This window comes from Methanosarcina barkeri 3 (assembly GCF_000970305.1).
In the GTDB taxonomy this organism is placed as follows: domain Archaea; phylum Halobacteriota; class Methanosarcinia; order Methanosarcinales; family Methanosarcinaceae; genus Methanosarcina; species Methanosarcina barkeri_A.
The window spans coordinates 4,164,932-4,183,352 of sequence record NZ_CP009517.1 but is presented as its reverse complement, the minus strand read 5'-3'; the positions used below and the strand labels follow the sequence as shown (position 1 = coordinate 4,183,352).

18 protein-coding genes are annotated in these 18,421 nt (G+C 38.1%); 10 read left to right on the top strand and 8 right to left on the bottom strand.

Going from position 1 to position 18,421, the window contains the following annotated elements:
• Positions 1-9: 9 nt before the first annotated feature.
• Both MSBR3_RS17145 and MSBR3_RS17140 read left to right on the top strand, forming a co-directional pair.
• Positions 10-318: an Hsp20/alpha crystallin family protein gene (locus MSBR3_RS17145; RefSeq protein ID WP_048109406.1), complete on the top strand. Its 309-nt coding sequence runs from the start codon at positions 10-12 to the stop codon at positions 316-318.
• A gap of 130 nt (positions 319-448) precedes the next feature.
• A complete protein-coding gene (locus tag MSBR3_RS17140; protein WP_048109405.1) occupies positions 449-658 on the top strand; it encodes a DUF1059 domain-containing protein in 210 nt (69 codons plus the stop codon).
• A 718-nt stretch (positions 659-1,376) separates the two neighbouring features.
• Here MSBR3_RS17140 and MSBR3_RS17130 read toward each other — a convergent pair.
• The gene (locus MSBR3_RS17130; protein WP_048109402.1) at positions 1,377-1,859 is read right to left on the bottom strand and encodes a TspO/MBR family protein; all 483 of its coding nucleotides are present in this window, start codon (positions 1,857-1,859) and stop codon (positions 1,377-1,379) included.
• Between the two features lie 685 nt (positions 1,860-2,544).
• Here MSBR3_RS17130 and glnA point away from each other — a divergent pair.
• The 6 genes from glnA to MSBR3_RS17100 all read left to right on the top strand — a co-directional run bounded on the left by glnA (position 2,545) and on the right by MSBR3_RS17100 (position 11,178).
• Positions 2,545-3,888: a type I glutamate--ammonia ligase gene (glnA, locus tag MSBR3_RS17125; protein WP_048109400.1), complete on the top strand. Its 1,344-nt coding sequence runs from the start codon at positions 2,545-2,547 to the stop codon at positions 3,886-3,888.
• 799 nt (positions 3,889-4,687) lie between these two features.
• On the top strand, positions 4,688-5,740 hold the full coding sequence (locus tag MSBR3_RS17120) for a class II glutamine amidotransferase (protein WP_048109399.1): 1,053 nt from the start codon (positions 4,688-4,690) through the stop codon (positions 5,738-5,740).
• Positions 5,737-7,248, top strand: a complete 1,512-nt coding sequence (locus MSBR3_RS17115; protein WP_048109398.1) for a glutamate synthase-related protein — start codon at positions 5,737-5,739, stop codon at positions 7,246-7,248. The genes MSBR3_RS17120 and MSBR3_RS17115 overlap by 4 nt, the downstream gene beginning before the upstream one ends.
• A 5-nt stretch (positions 7,249-7,253) precedes the next feature.
• Positions 7,254-7,997, top strand: coding sequence for a GltB/FmdC/FwdC-like GXGXG domain-containing protein (locus MSBR3_RS17110; RefSeq protein WP_048109397.1), 744 nt, complete (start codon positions 7,254-7,256; stop codon positions 7,995-7,997).
• 6 nt (positions 7,998-8,003) lie between these two features.
• The gene (locus tag MSBR3_RS17105; RefSeq protein ID WP_048109395.1) at positions 8,004-9,038 is read left to right on the top strand and encodes a Coenzyme F420 hydrogenase/dehydrogenase, beta subunit C-terminal domain; all 1,035 of its coding nucleotides are present in this window, start codon (positions 8,004-8,006) and stop codon (positions 9,036-9,038) included.
• 367 nt (positions 9,039-9,405) lie between these two features.
• The gene (locus MSBR3_RS17100) at positions 9,406-11,178 is read left to right on the top strand and encodes a M28 family metallopeptidase (protein ID WP_048109393.1); all 1,773 of its coding nucleotides are present in this window, start codon (positions 9,406-9,408) and stop codon (positions 11,176-11,178) included.
• A 115-nt stretch (positions 11,179-11,293) separates the two neighbouring features.
• Here the strand turns inward: MSBR3_RS17100 and MSBR3_RS17095 are convergent, their stop codons facing one another.
• The 4 genes from MSBR3_RS17095 to MSBR3_RS17080 all read right to left on the bottom strand — a co-directional run bounded on the left by MSBR3_RS17095 (position 11,294) and on the right by MSBR3_RS17080 (position 14,260).
• On the bottom strand, positions 11,294-12,349 hold the full coding sequence (locus tag MSBR3_RS17095; protein WP_052723461.1) for a right-handed parallel beta-helix repeat-containing protein: 1,056 nt from the start codon (positions 12,347-12,349) through the stop codon (positions 11,294-11,296).
• Positions 12,350-12,658: 309 nt separating this feature from the next.
• Complete coding sequence (locus tag MSBR3_RS17090; protein WP_048109391.1) at positions 12,659-12,850, bottom strand: hypothetical protein; 192 nt, start codon at positions 12,848-12,850, stop codon at positions 12,659-12,661.
• Between the two features lie 120 nt (positions 12,851-12,970).
• Positions 12,971-13,309 (bottom strand): hypothetical protein, encoded by a 339-nt coding sequence (locus MSBR3_RS17085; RefSeq protein WP_048109390.1) that lies wholly within the window; start codon positions 13,307-13,309, stop codon positions 12,971-12,973.
• A gap of 60 nt (positions 13,310-13,369) precedes the next feature.
• On the bottom strand, positions 13,370-14,260 hold the full coding sequence (locus MSBR3_RS17080) for a zinc-dependent metalloprotease (protein WP_048109388.1): 891 nt from the start codon (positions 14,258-14,260) through the stop codon (positions 13,370-13,372).
• A gap of 369 nt (positions 14,261-14,629) precedes the next feature.
• Between MSBR3_RS17080 and MSBR3_RS21235 the strand changes: the two genes are divergently transcribed.
• Together MSBR3_RS21235 and MSBR3_RS17070 are read left to right on the top strand one after the other, a co-directional pair.
• Positions 14,630-14,788, top strand: a complete 159-nt coding sequence (locus tag MSBR3_RS21235) for a hypothetical protein (protein ID WP_230627580.1) — start codon at positions 14,630-14,632, stop codon at positions 14,786-14,788.
• Between the two features lie 295 nt (positions 14,789-15,083).
• Positions 15,084-15,809 carry a winged helix-turn-helix transcriptional regulator gene (locus MSBR3_RS17070; protein ID WP_048109386.1) on the top strand — a complete coding sequence of 242 codons (726 nt, stop codon included), beginning with the start codon at positions 15,084-15,086 and terminating at the stop codon, positions 15,807-15,809.
• Between the two features lie 336 nt (positions 15,810-16,145).
• Here the strand turns inward: MSBR3_RS17070 and MSBR3_RS17065 are convergent, their stop codons facing one another.
• From MSBR3_RS17065 to MSBR3_RS17055, 3 genes are all read right to left on the bottom strand, one after another.
• Positions 16,146-16,328, bottom strand: a complete 183-nt coding sequence (locus MSBR3_RS17065) for a hypothetical protein (RefSeq protein ID WP_196297072.1) — start codon at positions 16,326-16,328, stop codon at positions 16,146-16,148.
• 114 nt (positions 16,329-16,442) lie between these two features.
• The gene (locus MSBR3_RS17060) at positions 16,443-17,120 is read right to left on the bottom strand and encodes a hypothetical protein (protein ID WP_048109384.1); all 678 of its coding nucleotides are present in this window, start codon (positions 17,118-17,120) and stop codon (positions 16,443-16,445) included.
• A gap of 36 nt (positions 17,121-17,156) precedes the next feature.
• Positions 17,157-18,413 (bottom strand): C39 family peptidase, encoded by a 1,257-nt coding sequence (locus tag MSBR3_RS17055; protein ID WP_155396853.1) that lies wholly within the window; start codon positions 18,411-18,413, stop codon positions 17,157-17,159.
• Positions 18,414-18,421: the final 8 nt, after the last annotated feature.

Genomic DNA, 18,421 nt, shown 5'->3' with positions numbered 1-18,421 from the left:
GAGAGTGTCATGGAAAGTGCAGTACCCAGAGTATTGAAAACTCCAATACTAGCAATGTATCATGATGATAAACATCAATATCTTACTTTGGAAGTTGAACTTCCCGATGTAGAAAGTGAGAATATTACACTTTTAATGCATGAAAACAGTTTTTATCTAAAAGCATTCAGTAAAACCGTAGAGTACTTGGGATCTTTTTTTCTGGATGGGCCTGTAGATCCAGAGAAAGCAGTTGCAGCCAACAATGGAGGAATGCTTACTATCAAAATTCCTTATAAAGAGGATTTTACGTGTGCAAGGTATGTTCCGATTGAGTAGGACTATGAAGGAATAGATTATTGTAAAATAACTAAAAAACTTAATTTTATATCCTATTAATCTTTATTGTATTTTTATTTAATTAACAAAGATTGTTTCTATTAACACCTATTTGCATAGAGGAGATTTTATGAAAATAATAAAATGTAGTGATCTGGGGTTCAAGTGTAATTTTATGGCTGCTGGCAATGAACTGGAAGAAGTTGAAAATGCTATGCTAGATCATATAGAAAAAGAACATAAAAAAGAGCTTCAGAACATGTCCGAAGATGATATTCACCATCTGAAGCACCGAATATCGACTCTTCTAGGAAGAAGCTGTGGCTGTGGAGCTTTGTAACACGATTATATTATTTGAAAAACGAAAGTTTAACCCTGGGCATTTAGGCAAACTTTCTTTACAACTTTTTTAGTTATTAAGGATGTCATTCCAGAACTCCAGTATAAAACATGGTTCAGATAAAAGTATATCAAGTTAACTAATTTAAAAATAGTCTTAAACAGTCTATATAACTATGGTTAAAACAGCATCGATAGTTATTGCTATTAAGATTCAACGTACAATTTTAATGAGTTTATTTTTTTGACTATTATCAATAGAGTGCCTTTTTATCTGTTCACGATTAGTTATCAATTTTCTTGTTTTCATCAAAATGATATCAACCAACTTTTTTGGTAAGCTGGTAGTATGCCAGTTTAGCATGAAAATGTTGCCGTTAGCATGCATTTTCATATAGTTATGCATGTTATTCAAGGAATCGCATTTTTGTTTTCTGTAAAATTATAACTCTTAATAAGTTAGTAGTTTGAGAAGTCAATATTGAGAGAACTGAATTATGCTAAGACACAAAAATTTGACTTTTGAGAGAACTGAATTATGCTAAGTACACAAAAATTTGACTTTGAATTTATAGATAATTCGGAACATTGCCGTAGACTTAATAGTTATGACTAATTTTAGATAATAATCAATTTTGAACAAACCGTTTTTAAGTAAATTTTTAACGAAAGCAGGCTAGAGTAATTCAGGAGCTCAATAATGAGTTTTAAATCTTAGGTCATGAGTTCAGAGTCCATAGATAGTAATTAAGCAGTGCAGCAAAGCTAACCCACAGGATATAAGGAAATAGTAGATATGAAGCCATTTTTGAAATTTCTCGGAATTTCAGTATTGTCAGGAAGATTGCAAGCCAGAGAAAAATAATCTCAATAAAAGCATAATAAGGAGATTTTAGCCCAAAAAAGAGAAAAGACCAGATAACGTTAAGGCTTAACTGAATTCCGAAAATAAGCATTCCCTTTTTAACTTTTTGTTCTTGCAACCCTTTTTCCCAGACAAGATATAATGAGATTCCCATAAGTGTATAAAGTGTAACCCATACGGGAAAGAATACCTGAGGTGGCGGGGTAAAAGTCGGTTTTTCAAGCAAAAGGTACCAGTTTTCAAGAGAAGACGCTGTAAATATCGAACCTATTGCCCCTGAAAACTGGCAGAGCAATACAGAGGCAAGTAACTTGAAAAAATTAATTTTTTGAACCATACCAAACCCGGAAATAATTCTATGCCTCGATCTTTATTAATATTTGGGTTGAAAAAACTTTAAGTTTTTAATACTGCTTTTTACAGTATTTTTGCAAATACATATTGCCGGAAAAAACTCAAATCTCACTCCACATTCAGCAGTATTTTTGAAAATCAACAATTTTCCTTAAGGCATTTTATGAACAGTTTTGATTAGTTTAAACTATCTACAGATAGTTGTGAGAACTGATTGATATCATTTCTAGCCTCTAAATACGTTACATAGGTGCTTTTGCTTACTGCATAAAAGTCCGATAAATCCATGTTTAATTAGAGAGCCTATCCCAAAACCAATATAATGCCAGAATAGGAGTTATAATATTGGCGGTAATAGTAGATTAGACAATATTTTGGGATAAGCTCAAGAACTGATCGCGGAAAAAATATGAGTTTACGAAATTTACTGAGGAAAGTGAGCTCACTAAGAGACTCACTTTTTGTGTAATTAGCTTTAATGAGATTTATATACATGGGATTAGAAATATATCTGCAGAATTGGGGCTTAATCATACAAGTACTTTCAAAGATAGTACGATTTACTATATTTCTCAACAGTTTTATTTTTTATACGCGATTAAGAAAAGTATATATACTATTGTATAGGTAAAAGGATACCTAATGCCTAGTCAGGATGGGAAATCAAAATGGTGCAGATAAAAAAATGTATGACCAAAGAAGATGTGTTAGAGGCTGTAAAAGAAAGAGACGTAAAGTTTATCCGTACCCAGTTTACGGACACACTTGGCATCATAAAAAGCTGGGCAATACCTGTTGAACAGTTAGAAGAAGCCTTTGAAAGTGGAGTAATGTTTGACGGGTCTTCAATCCAGGGCTTTACAAAGATTGAAGAATCTGACATGAAACTTGTGCTTGATCCGTCTACTTTCAGGATCCTTCCCTGGAGACCTACAACTGGAGCAGTAGCCAGGATCCTTGGAGATGTGTATCTTCCTGACGGTCAACCGTTTGAGGGAGACCCCAGATATGTTCTTAAGAGCGCAATTGAGGAAGCCAAAAAAATGGGGTACTCAATGAATGTAGGTCCTGAAATGGAATTCTTCCTCTTCAGACTTGACGCAAACGGAAATCCAACCACAGAACTTACGGATCATGGAGGGTACTTCGATTTCTCTCCCCTTGACCGTGCACAAGATGTACGTAGAGATATTGATTATGCTCTTGAGCATATGGGCTTCCAGATCGAAGCTTCTCATCACGAAGTCGCACCTTCTCAGCATGAGATTGACTTTAGATTCGGTGACGTGCTGAGCACCGCAGATAATGTTATAACTTTCAAATATGTGGTAAAATCAATTGCATATCACAAAGGATATTATGCCACCTTTATGCCTAAACCTCTTTTTGGAGTAAATGGTTCAGGCATGCATACTAACCAATCCCTTTTCAAGGAAGGTAAGAACGCATTCTATGACCCAGAGGGTACAGATCAGCTTTCCCAGGAAGCAATGTACTATATTGGTGGTCTGTTAAAACACATTAAGGAATTTGCAGCTGTTACGAATCCGGTTGTTAACTCCTATAAGAGAATAGTACCCGGGTATGAGGCACCGGTTTACCTCACCTGGTCTGCAAAGAACAGAAGTTCCCTTATCCGTATTCCTGCAACTCGTGGCAATGGGACAAGAGTTGAACTAAGATGTCCAGACCCAGCGTGTAATCCTTATCTTGCCTTTGCCCTGATGCTCAGAGCTGGACTTGACGGTATAAAGAACAAGATCGATCCAGGAGAGTCGACTAACATGAACATTTTCCACCTTACGGAAAAAGAACGAGAAAATAAAGGTATTCGCTCCCTACCTGCAGACCTTAAAGAGGCAGTTGATGAAATGAAAGTCAGTGAATTCGTAAAAGAAGTGCTAGGAGAACACGTTTTCAGTAATTATCTCTGTGCTAAAGAGATGGAATGGGATGAATACAAAGCAATTGTTCACCCTTGGGAACTTGAGAAATATTTGGATATGCTGTAAGCATGCCAGAAGTCCTGAAACTCATGTGGGTACTGAAAAAATTTGATGTAGTAAAATTATGACAAAATTATGGCAAAATTAAAAGTTTGTTTGAAGAGACACACTCCTTCGAGAAGTGTGTCTTCATTTTAAAAAATAATCCCTTAACTAATAAACTATTTTTTTACTGAACGTATTCGTCAGAAAATACTAAATTTTTTAATATTTTTCAAGACTATTGCCTGAAATGAATATTAATATAAAAATGCTTCCCTTCTAAAAAATCCTATTCTTCAAGAACATCATTCTGTTTTAATAAATTTATTAAGATTTGCCCAATAAATAAATGGCACTGAAGCCCTAAAGGCAATAGTGTGGCAGTCTATTAAAAAAGATATTTTTAGATAAGAATATAGAGGGTTATAAGATAAAAATAGAAGTTAGCGAAAATTAAAAGGTTAAACCGTTGTGCTTTGCGGCATTAACTTAAAAACTTTTAACCGGAAAAAGAAACATATATATATTGTCAAATAGGTACTAAATTACTTACTTCCCTTAGTGGTGACCCTCTCGATGTATGACGATAAGTAGAACCATATGTGGAAACGTTGCGATATAATCACATTAATTAAATAATTCACATGAAACAAACTTAGTTAAAGATCCATAAATTACGAAATTGATGACAAGTCACCCCTGAAACCCAGTTTTTCAGCTGGCAAGTTTTTTGAACTAATTCTCAAAAATGAGCCACGGAAATAATTTAGAAATTATTGAGAATATATTACATTCATTCCTATCCATTTTTAGAGTGATCAAAATGTGTGGAATAATAGGCTTTATAGACCGAACAAAGTCCAGAATGGACGGGTCGAGCATAAAAGCCGCCCTCAGTCTCATGAATGAAAGAGGCAGTGGAGACGGGGCAGGCTATGCTGCATATGGAATTTATCCTGATTATGCAGACTACTATGCTCTTCATGTTTTCTTTGACAATCTAGGCGAACCCAAAAAGAAGGTAGATGAACTCCTCCAGCAATTGGGAGAAATTGTTCACCAGGAAGAAATCCCGACCACCCCACAACCTGGCATAAAGAAAGTACATACTCCCTGGAGATATTTCTTTAAGCCTTCAGAAGACCTGATGTCAGGGAAAGCGGCTTCTGAAAAAGATGTTGTTACTTACATAGTCATGGAAGTAAATGCTAATGTAAAAGGGGCTACAATCTTTTCTTCCGGGAAAAATATGGGAGTCTTCAAAGCTTCCGGTTGGCCTGAAGATGTGGCAAACTTTTACAGAATTGAAGATTACAAGGGATATATCTGGCTTGGCCACAACCGTTATCCCACAAATTCTCCGGGCTGGTGGGGAGGTGCTCATCCTTTCAACCTGCTTAATTGGTCAGTAGTACATAACGGAGAAATTACCTCATATGGTACAAACCAGCGCTATGTTGAGGGATACGGATACAAATGCACTGCACTTACCGATACCGAAGTTGTAGCCTATCTATTTGACCTGCTTGGAAGGCAGCATGATCTTTCTTATGAAATGGTTGTCAAGGCTCTTGCTCCACCTTTCTGGGATGATATTGACCGGATGCCTGCGAAAGAAGCAGAGTTGAACAGGGCAGTTCGCCTTACCTATGGATCTGCCCTCATGAATGGACCATTTGCAATCGTAGTCGGGACCGAGAATGGTATTGTTGGTTTTACTGACAGGATTAAACTGCGTCCTCTGGTAGTTGGTGAAAATGGAAACCGGCTCTATATATCCAGTGAAGAAGCTGCAATAAGAGTACTTGATCCAGAAGTTAAGAATGTATACACTCCCAGGGCAGGAGAACCAATTATAGGGAGGTTTATTGAATGACGCTCGGAAGTGTGCCCCCAAAATTTAAGGTCAGCATTGACCGCGACCAGTGCATGGACTGTGGGCGTTGTATTGAAAACTGTTCATACGGCGTGTACAGGAGAGAAGGCGACAAAATCCTCATAGAATCCAGGAAATGTACAGGCTGCCTTCGCTGTGTTGCCATGTGCCCAAGAGATGCAATCACGCTTACAGAGAAACCTGTAGACTACCGCAGCCACCCCCTCTGGTCCAGAGAAGTCAGAGAGGACATTATTAAACAGGCTCGCAGTGGAAAGATTATCCTTTCAGGAATGGGAAATGCCAGTGATTTGCCAGTTGTCTATGACCACCTTCTTCTTGACGCCTGCCAGGTTACAAACCCTAGTATTGACCCCCTGAGAGAACCAATGGAACTCAGGACTTACATTGGAAAGAAACCTTCCAAACTCAAGTTCAGAAAGACCGAAAGTGGTGACGTAGAGCTAGAAACAAAGATTGCCCCAAATCTTAAGCTTAATACCCCTATTATGATCGGCCACATGAGTTTCGGAGCTATAAGCCTGAACTCTCAGCTTAGCATGGCAAAGGCCGTAACAGAGCTCGGGACTTATATGGGAACAGGAGAGGGAGGGCTCCACGAAGCTCTCTATCCTTATCAGGACCACATGATTGTCCAGGTTGCATCAGGCCGGTTTGGTGTAAACATCGATTATCTTGAAAGAGGTGCTGCCATTGAGATCAAGATCGGTCAGGGAGCAAAACCGGGTATAGGTGGACATCTGCCTGGAGAGAAAGTAAGTGAAGAAGTCTCAAAGGCTCGCATGATCCCTATTGGCAGTGATGCAATTAGTCCGGCACCTCATCATGATATTTACAGTATTGAAGACCTTGTTCAGCTCATTAGAAGCCTGAAAGAAGCAACCGAATGGAAGAAACCTGTCTTCGTTAAGATTGCAGCTGTGCATAACGTAGCTCCAATTGCTGCTGGTATTGCTCGCTCTTCTGCAGATGCGGTAGTAATTGACGGATTCCGTGGTGGAACCGGAGCAGCTCCCAAGGTCTTCAGGGATAATGTGGGAATTCCGATTGAAATTGCAATTGCAAGCGTTGATCAGAAACTCAGAGAACAGGGAGTAAGAAACGAGATCTCAATTATTGCAAGTGGCGGGATAAGGAGCAGTGCAGACCTTGCAAAGTCAATTGCTCTCGGAGCAGATGCTGTTAATATCGGGACTGCTGCCCTTGTTGCTCTGGGCTGTCGGGTTTGCGGCAATTGTTATAGAAACCTTTGCCCGTGGGGTATTGCTACCCAGCGTCCAGAGCTTGTGAGCAGGCTTGATCCTGAGAGAGGAGCAGTTCAGGTCTCAAATCTTATTCAGGGTTGGACTGACGAACTCAGTGAGCTTATGGGTGCTGCAGGGATTAACAGTATAGAAAGTCTGCGCGGCAATAGAGACCGCTTGCGTGGGTATATGCTGGATGAAAAAATGCTTAATATCCTTGATGTACTGCCAGCGGGGGCCTGATTTAAATGAAGACGGTAAAAATTGATTCAAGAGGTATGCACTACACCCCCTTAAACCAGAAAATCAGGGCTGCGGTTGCGGACGGAGCAGAGGAAATCATACTCGATAACGTACTAGGGCAGCGTTTTATAGGAGATGGGCTTAGAGGCAATGTCCGCATTATAGTTAATGGGGTTCCAGGAGGAGACCTGGGAATGTTCATGAGCGGGCCTACATGCATTGTACATGGGAATGCTGAACATGCTCCAGGCAACACAATGGATAAAGGGATGCTCGTGATTCACGGAAGTGCAGGAGACGCAGTTGCCCACAGCATGCGAGGAGGAAAAGTCTTCATTAAGAATAATATTGGCTATCGTGGCGGCATCCACATGAAACAGTATGAAGTGGAAGCCAGACCTATACTTGTTGTAGGCGGCACAGCCCACTCCTTCCTAGGTGAGTATATGGCAGGTGGCCTGGTGCTCGTGCTCGGTATTGGCAAGGATAAAGCCATGACAGACAGGGGTATCGGAAGCGGAATCCACGGTGGGGAAATTATCATTCGTGGAGAAGTTGACGATTTCTTACTTGGGGGAGGAGCTAAAAAATTCAAGTTTACCGAAAGTGATCTTGAACGCATTGCCCCAATTATAAAGAGTTTTTGCGAGCAGTTCGGGTATGACGCCGCAGAGTTCCTGGACACCAACTACACGAAGATCGGACCTGTAAGCAGCCGTCCTTTTGCAAGTAAATACGTATGGGAGTGATCATAAATGGCAGAACAGAAACCAATCAGCAAAAGTTACCTTGACCTTAAGTCAAAAGTCTGGGACGAAGGCCTTTGCTCAGGCTGTGGGGCCTGCATTGCAGTCTGCCCTGCTGACGCCCTGTACTTCGAAACAGGCGGCGATTCAACACATCCGAAGAGTAATAACTATTGTAAAGCCGCTGTTGACGATGTTTCCTGCGGAGCCTGTTACGAAGTTTGTCCGAGACTTGAAGAACAGCCCTCAAGCTTGCTCGGAGACTATCTGGAAATTACTACCGGAAAAGCCGAGTTTAATATCCCGAAAAAGCAGAGTGGAGGAGCAGTAACAGCAATTCTTGCAAACGCCCTTGATACAGGTCTTGTAGATGCTGTAGTTACGGTCACAGAGGATCCCTGGACCCTCAAGCCGCACTCTATGGTAATAACCAAGAGTGAAGCTCTTATCGGCCAGGCAGGAAGCCGTTATAACTGGTGGGTTCCTCTTGTTTCTTCTCTTAAGGAAGCAGTTGTAAACAGGAAGTACAGGAACATTGCAGTCGTCGGAGTTCCATGCGTTGTCCAGGCAGTTCGTAAAATGCTTGAGACCGACCACCAGCTTGTGGGCCCATACAAAAAGTCCATTCGCTTCATCATGGGGCTTTTCTGCACGGAAAGTTTCGATTATGAAAAACTTGTTGCAGGCAAGCTAAAAAGTGAGTATGCTCTCGAACCCATGAAGGTCTGCCGTATTGACGTTAAAGGCAAGCTCGAAATCACCCTCAATGACGGAATGCAGTATGTAATTCCCCTTACCGAACTTGAGGACACTGTCCGCCCAGGCTGCAGCGTCTGCACGGACTTTACAGCCCTTGAAGCTGACATCTCAGCCGGTGCGGTTGGAAGCCCTGACGGCTACACCACTCTTGTTGTCCGCACTCTTGTAGGACAACACGTTCTTGAAAGCGCAGTTGCTAACAAGAAATTGAGTATAGGTGGAGAAGTCGATACCGGGATAATTGAAAAACTTGCTAAGAAAAAGCTTAAAAGAAAACCGGAGTAAAACCGGAATAATTACTTCAAAACAGATTTGAATGGAGTTATACTCCATCTTTTTTTCTTTCTATTTTTCCAAAGGCAGAACCAAGAACGTTTTAAGCATACTAAAACAAGTTTTTTCTGCTTCCAGACAATTAGAGTTCGAATAAACCTTCCAGAGGGATTTGAGCACCATCAAACATCATTTTTAATGTTTTTTTCCCAGGAACTTACTTATATAACTAATTTGTGACCAAATCATCCAACTAAAGTATAATCAATCTAAATTTGAGTTCCTTTCAAGATTTACAAAGCTATTGCGCTGATAATTGGACTATTTTGCCATAAAATTTAAGTAAACTCTTTTGATACGTGTTATCTGAGAATTAACAATGTCAAGCAGGATACTTTTCATTACATTGGCAACTTTGCTTTTTCTATCTTCCTTTGCGGCAGCAACAGTTGAAAATTTAGACGAAAGAGAATCATCAAGCAACTATACAATAACACCGTCATTTAATACTAAAATCGGACCAGTTAACAAGAATGTAGACACCCTGGCGGCCCACAATTTTGATTCCGAAATGCAACATAACAATACATCTATATCTTTTGATGTTTCTCAAACCAGACTTGAAAACTCAACCCGAATTATATCTTCTTTTGGAGAACGAAAAATTGGAAGTAAAAATGCTGCTGAAGCTTCCCTATTTATAAAAGATGAAATGGAAAAAGCAGGCCTGCGGGTTTCTCCGGAAAATTTTTCCGCGAGGGTACGTACACGAGACTTCAATTACTGGAACGTAAGCGGCACAAACGTAATGGGGATTAAAGAGGGAAAAGCTCTTAAAGACGAAATTATTCTCGTAACTGCGCATTATGATTCAAGAATAATTGTACCTCCAGAAGCAGGTTTGAAGGATATTTTTGATTCTGAGATGAGGAAGCCCTATCTCTGGCCAGTCTGGTCCGACACCTATGTTTGTGAATCGGCCAACGGAACCGGAGCGGATGACAATGCCGGAGGAGTTGCCTGCATGCTTGAACTTTCAAGGGTCTTGCAGAATGAATCATTTGACAGAACAATATATTTCATTGCTTTTTCCGGGGAAGAATACAATCTTCTCGGCAGCCAGGCCTGGATTGAAGCCCATCCTGAGTTGAAAAATGATATCGTTGCAGTTATTAATGTGGATTCTATAGGAAACGAGCCTCTCTACGTAGACTACCTTCCCCAGCATACCTGGCTTAAAGCTATTTTTGAAAACGAAGCAAAAAACTCAGGAATCAGAATTCAGTCTTTAGTTCCGGATTATTCAAACTTTATTCAACCTTTAATCGGAGGAGATCATGAAATCTTCTGGGAAAGCGATATTCCTGCAGTAGCAATTTGCCATCATAACGATAGAAACTTCCACAAGTTAAGTGACACAGTTGACAATATCGACTTTTCGATCGTCAGGAATGCAAGTGTTCTGACTGCCAAAAGTCTTATCTGTCTGGCTAGTCCTGACGAGAATCAGGCTCCATTTGTTAATATTTCCAATTCAGAGGTATCCGGAGTCTCATTTGAACTCCTCTATACTGTATCAGACCCAGAGGCCACTATTGACATCTTCTTCGACAACCAGAGCCTGGGAAATCTCCAATCGGGCAGGAACTTTTCACTTCCTGAAGGAAAACATACTATCAAAGTTACGGCAACCGACTTTTATGGAAACAGAGGCTCTGATAGCATAAACACTGTAAATGAGGAAAAGCAAAACAGGAGTTTTGAGCTTCCAGGTCAGGAAGAAAAATACTGTGGTAATTATATAATTGGGTACCCAAAAAATTTTGTGGACTCAAATAAAACTCTTTATTTTTGTCTGGATAATTTTGGGCCTCTGTATTCAGGGAATCTCTTGATTCTTACTCCAGGAAGTCATAACCTAAAAATATGGTCAGAAAATGAAAATGGAACTGTGTTTGTGGAGAATCGAATTTCTGATTTTAGAAAATATTCTATGGAACGAATTCAAGTAGATAACCCGATTGCTGATCGTAAAAATCCACTTATCTTCATCTCAGGTGTATTTGCAAGTTTGGTTGTTTTTGCATTTTATGGGAAGTTGATAAAAAGAAAATTATTGAATCTAAAAGGCTCTAAAGATGAAAAAAAATAAAAGTGAGATCAGGTTAAAACGATCTATTGGGTGATGATTGTCTTTTTTAATAGATGTCTGGTGCAAGTGGAACAAGTGTCTAAAGACTCATATTAATTATTACAATTGTTCACAGTTACTTTTTTCTCATGAATGCAAATGTTCCAAGTATGATGATCACTGTCAATAGAGGATCAGTAAATGGCACTTGTGAAGTATCTGCATTATGGACCTCACTTTCCTTAATTTCATTATTGTAGATCTGGTTATTAGTAGAGTTTTCCGTTAAAATATCTTCACTGTTATTTGACAAGAAATTATCTTTAACAGTATTGTTGCTGGAATCTCTCATAATCGAAATTCCAGTACGGCTATTATTCGTTAGAAAATTATCCTTCACTGTGTTATTGTTAGAGTCAGTTATTTGAATTCCTACAAGGCTAGAAGTTACATTGTTACTTTCTATTGTATTGTTACTGCTAGATTCAGTAAGGAGAATGCCACTATCGCTATTTGAGATCATATTATTATTTATTGTGTTGTTACTACTGTTATCTTCAATCCAGATACCGTCTTCTTCGTTCGAACTTGCATTATTATGATTCAAAATATTATTTTTGGAGCCCCAAAAATAGATGCCAAAATGGTTGTTAAAAACGTCATTGTTGATTAGAGTATTGCTATTAGAATTTGTAAAACGAATGCCTCTCTCATTGTCATAAGCAGTATTGTTTTCCAGCACATTATTATGAGAATTCTGAAGATCTATTCCAACTACATTTTGTGATAATTTATTATTACTAATAATGTTCTTATTAACTCCTTCGAGATGTATGCCAGCAACTGGGGATCTAACAAAATTTTCAGCACCAGTAATTTTAAAGCCGCTAATCGTTACGTTATTTTTAGTTACATTAAAGATATGTTCCTCGGGATTGGCAGCTTGAACAATAGTATCATCAGGATTACCAGAATTGGATTTTATGGACACCGATCTGTTAACAATTACATTCTCTGAGAAGGTTCCATTGTACACAAGAAGTGTATCACCATCATTTGCATTATTGATAGCTTCCTGAATCATTGTATAGTTCGCTTGACCGTTTTCGCTCACTGTGAGCGTAGCTGCTTCGGCAGTACCTATAATAAATAGATAAATAAACACTAATAAAAAATAAATTTTAATTCTCATAATATTGCCTCAAAAATTGAAAAAGGAAGTTACAATGTAACCTACCTGTAAAGTCTTCTGCTGTTGATTAATTGTATATATATGCTCCTCCGTCATATCCTGGATGGCCGTTCAGGTCAACGCCTTTAACTCTAATACGCCAAGAACCTGCTGTTAGGTCATAACCGGGATCATAATTAAAATCCAGGTGGGTTTCAGTACCATAGAGAGTGTCACCAGCTACCTTTGTACTACTTGAGTTTACTGGTTCGATGCTGATGTCTCCGGAAGTATCAAGGAGTGTACACTGGATCTACATCCGCTGATATTCTACCCCAGCTTTGTCCCGAGGGTATAGTAAAGCTGAATGTATCTGTTTCTGAGGTTGGATAAATCTCCATATATGGGTACGGACAATACAAGGACCCGAATTCCAACGTTCCCATCTTTAGTGTTTTCTGCTGCATTAACAACTTCTTTTGCACTTACTATCGATACGAAAGCCATGTTTACTAACAGCATTGAGAAATTAGCATTCCTGTTCCAAACTTTTTCTTTGTTATCATGCCTTTACTTTATGTATTCTACTTTAGAGGCAGAACCAAAGAAGCCTTATGAAAGGAAAAATTATTTAAAGCATCATTAATCGAGAGAGTAGTAATTTATGTGATAATATTCACCATTCAGTTTTAAATATTCAGTCTCGTTAGTATACATAATTTCAGAAAATTCATTCATATCATCATTATTGTCAAAAGGAACCTCTATTTCTTTTCCAGGATTCATTACTGCTTCTTTCACATAAGGATATTTTTCTAGATCTGTTAAATTGAATTCCACGTATTTTTCCGGTGAATCCATAATTTTTTCAGCTTTAACATACATACCTATACCAGGTTGATAAATCATTAAAAAGAAAATCAGACCAATTGCTAAAATCACAAAAGAAATTGCAACTAAAATCTTCATTTTTGCCTTCATTATATTCCTCAGAAAAATTGAAAAGAATGTGCTAACTTTTTGGGCACTATTTCTAAATGTTTAAAAATGGTTCCTGTTATTTTCTATTGTTTGGTCACAACTACTACACCAATCGTCTGTTATCATCATATAATTATAAGTCATTATGCAGTACGGAGTGGTAGCGTATTTATGATCTGGACAACGATAGTTATGAGAAGCCTCATGCTGCGCAAGGTGCCAGTCCCAACCTGAAGTTATCTGATGATCCATTAACCATGCGTCACCTCCGTTTTCAGATACGCCTCTGTGGTCTGTCCCCTGATCTGTAAAAACAGCCAGCATATCCATACCTTGTTTGTTTGAAAGCCATCCACTTTCAAGTTCAGCTTCATCGAGTAGTTCACTACAATTATCTTCACTATCAGTACTATCCCATGTTGAATATTTGCCCACTACAAAATCTATATCATGATCACTGTAGAATGCGTTGTCGGCATTTTCTATGGTATTGTATGCTTGAGTCTGCCAATTACTTCCGTAAGTACTCCTATACTCTTCATCTGCGACTATCCAAACATTAACTGTATTTGTTGTCGTTGTTGCTTTCGTTGAGAATTGTTGACTAACGTTTCTTGATGTAAAATTTTCGATTATTGCATTTTTTACATCATCAGGATAATTATCAGGAAGATTCTCCAAACTTTTGAGACTTTCAATTTGTACAGGCTCAATTTTTAGATCTTCCTTGATCATTTTCCTTATCGTCTCGTTTTGCTCAGCAAGGGTACGAAGTTCATCACCACTAAGCCTATTTAGTTCGTCACCTTTTTCAAACCAAGGTTCTACGATGTCTTTATCTTGGTTTCTTTTTGTAGTATTATCTGTTGCACTCACAGCTGGTACGAAAGCAATACTCACAAGAAGTATTGCTGCAAATATTGCACTTATTCCACTTTTATTCTTAATCATCTGCCTTACTCCTTATTTTTTAGGAGGCAGAAACAGAAAAGCCTTAAGTACCCTTAAAACTAATATTTTCCTGCCTCCAGGCAAGTGGAGTTCGGATAAACCTTCTGAGATAATTTAAGTTCCATCAAATATCATTTTTAATGTTCATATTTTTCTAGAAATTACTCTTATAATTAATTTGTGACCAAATCATCCAACTGAAAGTTTAATAGAACTTAAATTTGAACTTTTTAAGATTTACAGAGATATCTGCTAGATAATTGGATAATTTTACCATAAAATTTAAGTAAGCTCTTTTAATAAGTGTTAACAGAATAGCCAAAAATGTCAAGAAAGATATTATTTGTTATATTGGCAACCCTGATTTTTTTGTCTGTCACTACAGCAACAGTAGCTGAAAATGTGAAAAAAGTAAAAACCTCAAGCAACTATATCGTAGCATCTTCACATGATACTGAAATTTGTATCGTTGACACGGATCTAGGTATTATGACAGTTTATGATTCCGTCAGTCAGAGGGAGAAATAAATCTACATGGAAAAAACGTAGGTAGTGGTCTTACCTTTCTGGCTGTAGACCTTAATTGGGGAGATTCGACAGACTCTTTTCGGCCTAAAATATATACTCCTAATGGGTTCAGTGCTAGGTTCTTACTATGATAAATGCTGATGGAGCAGTTAACGGGAGAATTCGCCTGAATATTCAATTCAAATGGTATTTAAACGGGAACCTGGAAGTATGAAGTATATGGGTATAGGGTGACCGGAACAGAAGATTATACAATCTGAATTTACAAACAAATTAGTCAAGTTACGGGTCAACTATGTTGAAAAAGAGCTTACTTTTTATTCTTTTCCTGAGTACCCTAGGTATAACCAGTGCAGACACCGGAGGATATACTGTTGGTCCCTGCCCACCCGATGAAGAACTTGAAAAATTGGGCGATGCTGTTGACATGAGCGGGGCGGATAGGACTCTTACCTTCTGGGAATTTCCTTTGTCATTCAAGATAGCTTATATATTGGGATACCTGGTTGCTTTCGTTTCCTTCTTTAAATTAGTTCCTATAATTCTTGGTCAGATATGGAGCCTAAGTAAAAAGGTTACTCAAGTGAAAATTATTAATTATGTTCTGAGTAAGCCAGGGTGTACACCATCTGAAATATCAAGAAACCTGAAAATTAGCCTGGGGTCTATAAGATATCAAATTAAAACACTCAAAGCTGAAGGGGAATTGACCTTAACAAAGGAAGGAAAATTTACAAGAGTGTTTCAAAATTCCAATGCTTTCACAAAAAACGATAAAATAATAATAGCACATCTTAAAGGCAGTACAAGAAAACAGATACTACTCAACATTCTGGAAAATCCTGAGATTACAAATCAGGAAATCTCAGAAAAGCTGAACTTAGACAAAAGCACTACTCACTGGCATATACAAAAATTAAGGGAAGACAATGTTATTTTCTCCGAAGTAGAAGGCAAGTTTACAAAGTATTTTGTGAATCCAGCTGTGGAGTCGGAGTTGCTGAAATGGCTCAAATATTGAAACGGCTCAAATATAAACTTTGAGCAGCCTTTTCAAAGCTCTCAAATTAGAATTTTAATTTAAAAATTTATCTCCTTTTTCACTATCTGTGGATGTATATATTTTCTCATATTAGGTTGCTAATAGGATAGCACAGAACTGGTTGGAAATAAGAATAAATATGGGAGATCTTTATAAAAACAATTGTCAATTAGATCTGGATTTTTTAGAGCTAATTTGATAACCTCTATCCGCGAATTAGCACAGACGACAGTGTTTATATTAGTATTTTTTAGTTTCCCATATTCCATGTGACTATCTTATCGCATTTTTCAACAAATGATCCAGATAACCTGATTACTGAATAGAAAAAACCATAATAACCAAATTATATATAAATATTAAAAAAGCATATTTCTCCGAGCCTTTGCCTATAGTTTTACCAATTAATGAACCTACAATAACCGCACCTATAATCCTTCCGTATGTTAGATCAAGCCCTCCAAATTCAAAAAATCCGAATAGCACAAGCTCAATCACTGTTCCTATAAACAATAATTTCCGATCTTCACGATCTCACATTCCAATGATATACCGCTAGCGTCACCATAAGGTAACGGTTCATCGAGTCTATTTTTAGAAGCTCATCCTTTGTTAAAACCACGAAAATAAAATATTTTCCTTTTCTTTTTTATTCCCTGGTTTTAAGCTATCAACTTTCCCTTCTCCATTAGCCATATAATAAGACTCAGCAATCAATTTCTTTAGTTCTGGTGCTTCTTTAGTTAGATTAGTTGTGTTCCTAACTCCGTAATAAACTACGAAATAATCATCTCTCCCTTTAAGGAAAGGTTTCTCGTACACTAGAAAGTATCCTGAGGTTTCTGGACTTTTATACCCTGTTGCATTAAAAGAGTAAGGACCATAAATGGGACCCCATGCGTTTTCAGTTTCACGCCTTTCAATTACCTCTTGAAGTTCTTCACTAATATTCAGTTCCTGATAGAATACGTTACCGTTTTCTTCCAAATAATGATAAAGTGTATCTTCCCCTTTTAAGAACTCAGATTCATCGTCAAAGTACCAAACATTTATTAATTTTTCTTGAGAGTAGTTTCCTGCATTACAGTAAGGGGAAATCTTTGGAAAAAGTGATGTGCAACCCTGTTCATTTCCTTGCCAGGCTCCCGGAATATACCATCCTGGCATACCCTCTGAGGGAGGCAGTCCTGGGCCAATTGGAATAACGTCAAAAATAAGCCATACTCCAAGGAGAGCAATTATCAAAAATATTAAAAGGGCTATCTTTTTATTCACTTTCTTGGAAAACATTTGCCTGCCCCAATTCAAGAAAAATATAATGGGTGGTTAAGGCCTCACCCATGTTGCCATAGCTCCAGTCCAGCTCCCAAACGCTAAGTAGTGTACGTTACTTGTATCCCATGTATCATGTAAGTATACGTAATCTTGATTTCCATCATAATATCCTATGCAAGTTACACTATGCTCGCCATATGGCTGAGTGTAACCATTACCTGTCCCTCCATTTAGCATGCTGAGCACGAAAGGTTTATTCGCATTCACCTCGGTTTTTACCTCAGTCCATGAAACATAGATATCATTGGATGCATCAAAGTTATCATATCCATGGTTATTGCAAACTGTCTCTATACCATCATCAATTTTATATGGCCAAGTTGATCCACTTCCTGGCCAATCTGTGCCCATCGCATATGCTAATTCTCTTACTAGGTCATATCCCGTTACTAGGTAAGAATATCCGTGGCTGGCCCAATACCCTAATACCATCCCAGACGCAGTTGGAGAACAACCATAGTACCACTTATACTTAGGCACGCCACTGATTGATTTTGAACTAGAAGACGTAGAATAACTTGAGGGATCAGTCATTTCTTTTTCTAGGGTAATCCATTGTGCATTTGCGTCTTTCTTTCTTATTTCTTGTTGATGTTGTAAATATGTATTGTTAAAATAGTGGTTTTTCTTATCTGAAACATTTACATTTGACTCATTAAAGTCTACTATAGTTGAAAATGGCAAATCTACTATTACTTTTTCTTTGGCTTTACCTTTTTTATCGGTTAGGGTATACTCAGCGTAGTAAAATGTTGGGCCTAAATAAAGAGGTTTCATATCTCCAATAACCGGTTCTTCCTTGTCAGCACTCTCTAGTTTTATCTCATTAGCGCGTTCTTGTACTAATGATTTTGAACGTGTCGTAAATTCTGGTATTTCATTAGGTATCTTGCCTTTTGAAAACTCCAGAACTGGATAGTTATCCTTTGTCGCTGAAATGAAAATATATCCCACTTGTTGATTATTTTCTACAACGTTGAATGAATATGCTGACTTTTTGTTAGCAAGATTGTAATAAACCGTGGATAATTTTACAGTTGCATTTGCCCATTCTGAAAAATTAGATAAAGATCCAGAAATCTCTTTTATAGAGTAAGATGCAACTTCTTCAGCTATATCCACGCTGACCGCATTTGATGTGTCAGTCCCATTTGATTCTTCCTGTGCATTCACAGAAGGCAAAAAAGCTAAACCAACAATCAATATTGCCGCAAATATTACATCTATTCCACTTTTTTTCTTAATCATTTGTATAA

What these genes read in the sequence shown, in the direction of transcription:
- MSBR3_RS17145 (WP_048109406.1), top strand. Translation starts at nt 10, where the DNA reads ATGGAAAGTGCAGTACCCAGAGTATTGAAAACTCCAATACTAGCAATG.
- MSBR3_RS17140 (WP_048109405.1), top strand. Translation starts at nt 449, where the DNA reads ATGAAAATAATAAAATGTAGTGATCTGGGGTTCAAGTGTAATTTTATG.
- MSBR3_RS17130 (WP_048109402.1), bottom strand. Translation starts at nt 1,859, where the DNA reads ATGGTTCAAAAAATTAATTTTTTCAAGTTACTTGCCTCTGTATTGCTC.
- glnA (WP_048109400.1), top strand. Translation starts at nt 2,545, where the DNA reads ATGGTGCAGATAAAAAAATGTATGACCAAAGAAGATGTGTTAGAGGCT.
- MSBR3_RS17120 (WP_048109399.1), top strand. Translation starts at nt 4,688, where the DNA reads ATGTGTGGAATAATAGGCTTTATAGACCGAACAAAGTCCAGAATGGAC.
- MSBR3_RS17115 (WP_048109398.1), top strand. Translation starts at nt 5,737, where the DNA reads ATGACGCTCGGAAGTGTGCCCCCAAAATTTAAGGTCAGCATTGACCGC.
- MSBR3_RS17110 (WP_048109397.1), top strand. Translation starts at nt 7,254, where the DNA reads ATGAAGACGGTAAAAATTGATTCAAGAGGTATGCACTACACCCCCTTA.
- MSBR3_RS17105 (WP_048109395.1), top strand. Translation starts at nt 8,004, where the DNA reads ATGGCAGAACAGAAACCAATCAGCAAAAGTTACCTTGACCTTAAGTCA.
- MSBR3_RS17100 (WP_048109393.1), top strand. Translation starts at nt 9,406, where the DNA reads ATGTCAAGCAGGATACTTTTCATTACATTGGCAACTTTGCTTTTTCTA.
- MSBR3_RS17095 (WP_052723461.1), bottom strand. Translation starts at nt 12,349, where the DNA reads ATGAGAATTAAAATTTATTTTTTATTAGTGTTTATTTATCTATTTATT.
- MSBR3_RS17090 (WP_048109391.1), bottom strand. Translation starts at nt 12,850, where the DNA reads ATGCTGTTAGTAAACATGGCTTTCGTATCGATAGTAAGTGCAAAAGAA.
- MSBR3_RS17085 (WP_048109390.1), bottom strand. Translation starts at nt 13,309, where the DNA reads ATGAAGGCAAAAATGAAGATTTTAGTTGCAATTTCTTTTGTGATTTTA.
- MSBR3_RS17080 (WP_048109388.1), bottom strand. Translation starts at nt 14,260, where the DNA reads ATGATTAAGAATAAAAGTGGAATAAGTGCAATATTTGCAGCAATACTT.
- MSBR3_RS17070 (WP_048109386.1), top strand. Translation starts at nt 15,084, where the DNA reads ATGTTGAAAAAGAGCTTACTTTTTATTCTTTTCCTGAGTACCCTAGGT.
- MSBR3_RS17060 (WP_048109384.1), bottom strand. Translation starts at nt 17,120, where the DNA reads ATGTTTTCCAAGAAAGTGAATAAAAAGATAGCCCTTTTAATATTTTTG.
- MSBR3_RS17055 (WP_155396853.1), bottom strand. Translation starts at nt 18,413, where the DNA reads ATGATTAAGAAAAAAAGTGGAATAGATGTAATATTTGCGGCAATATTG.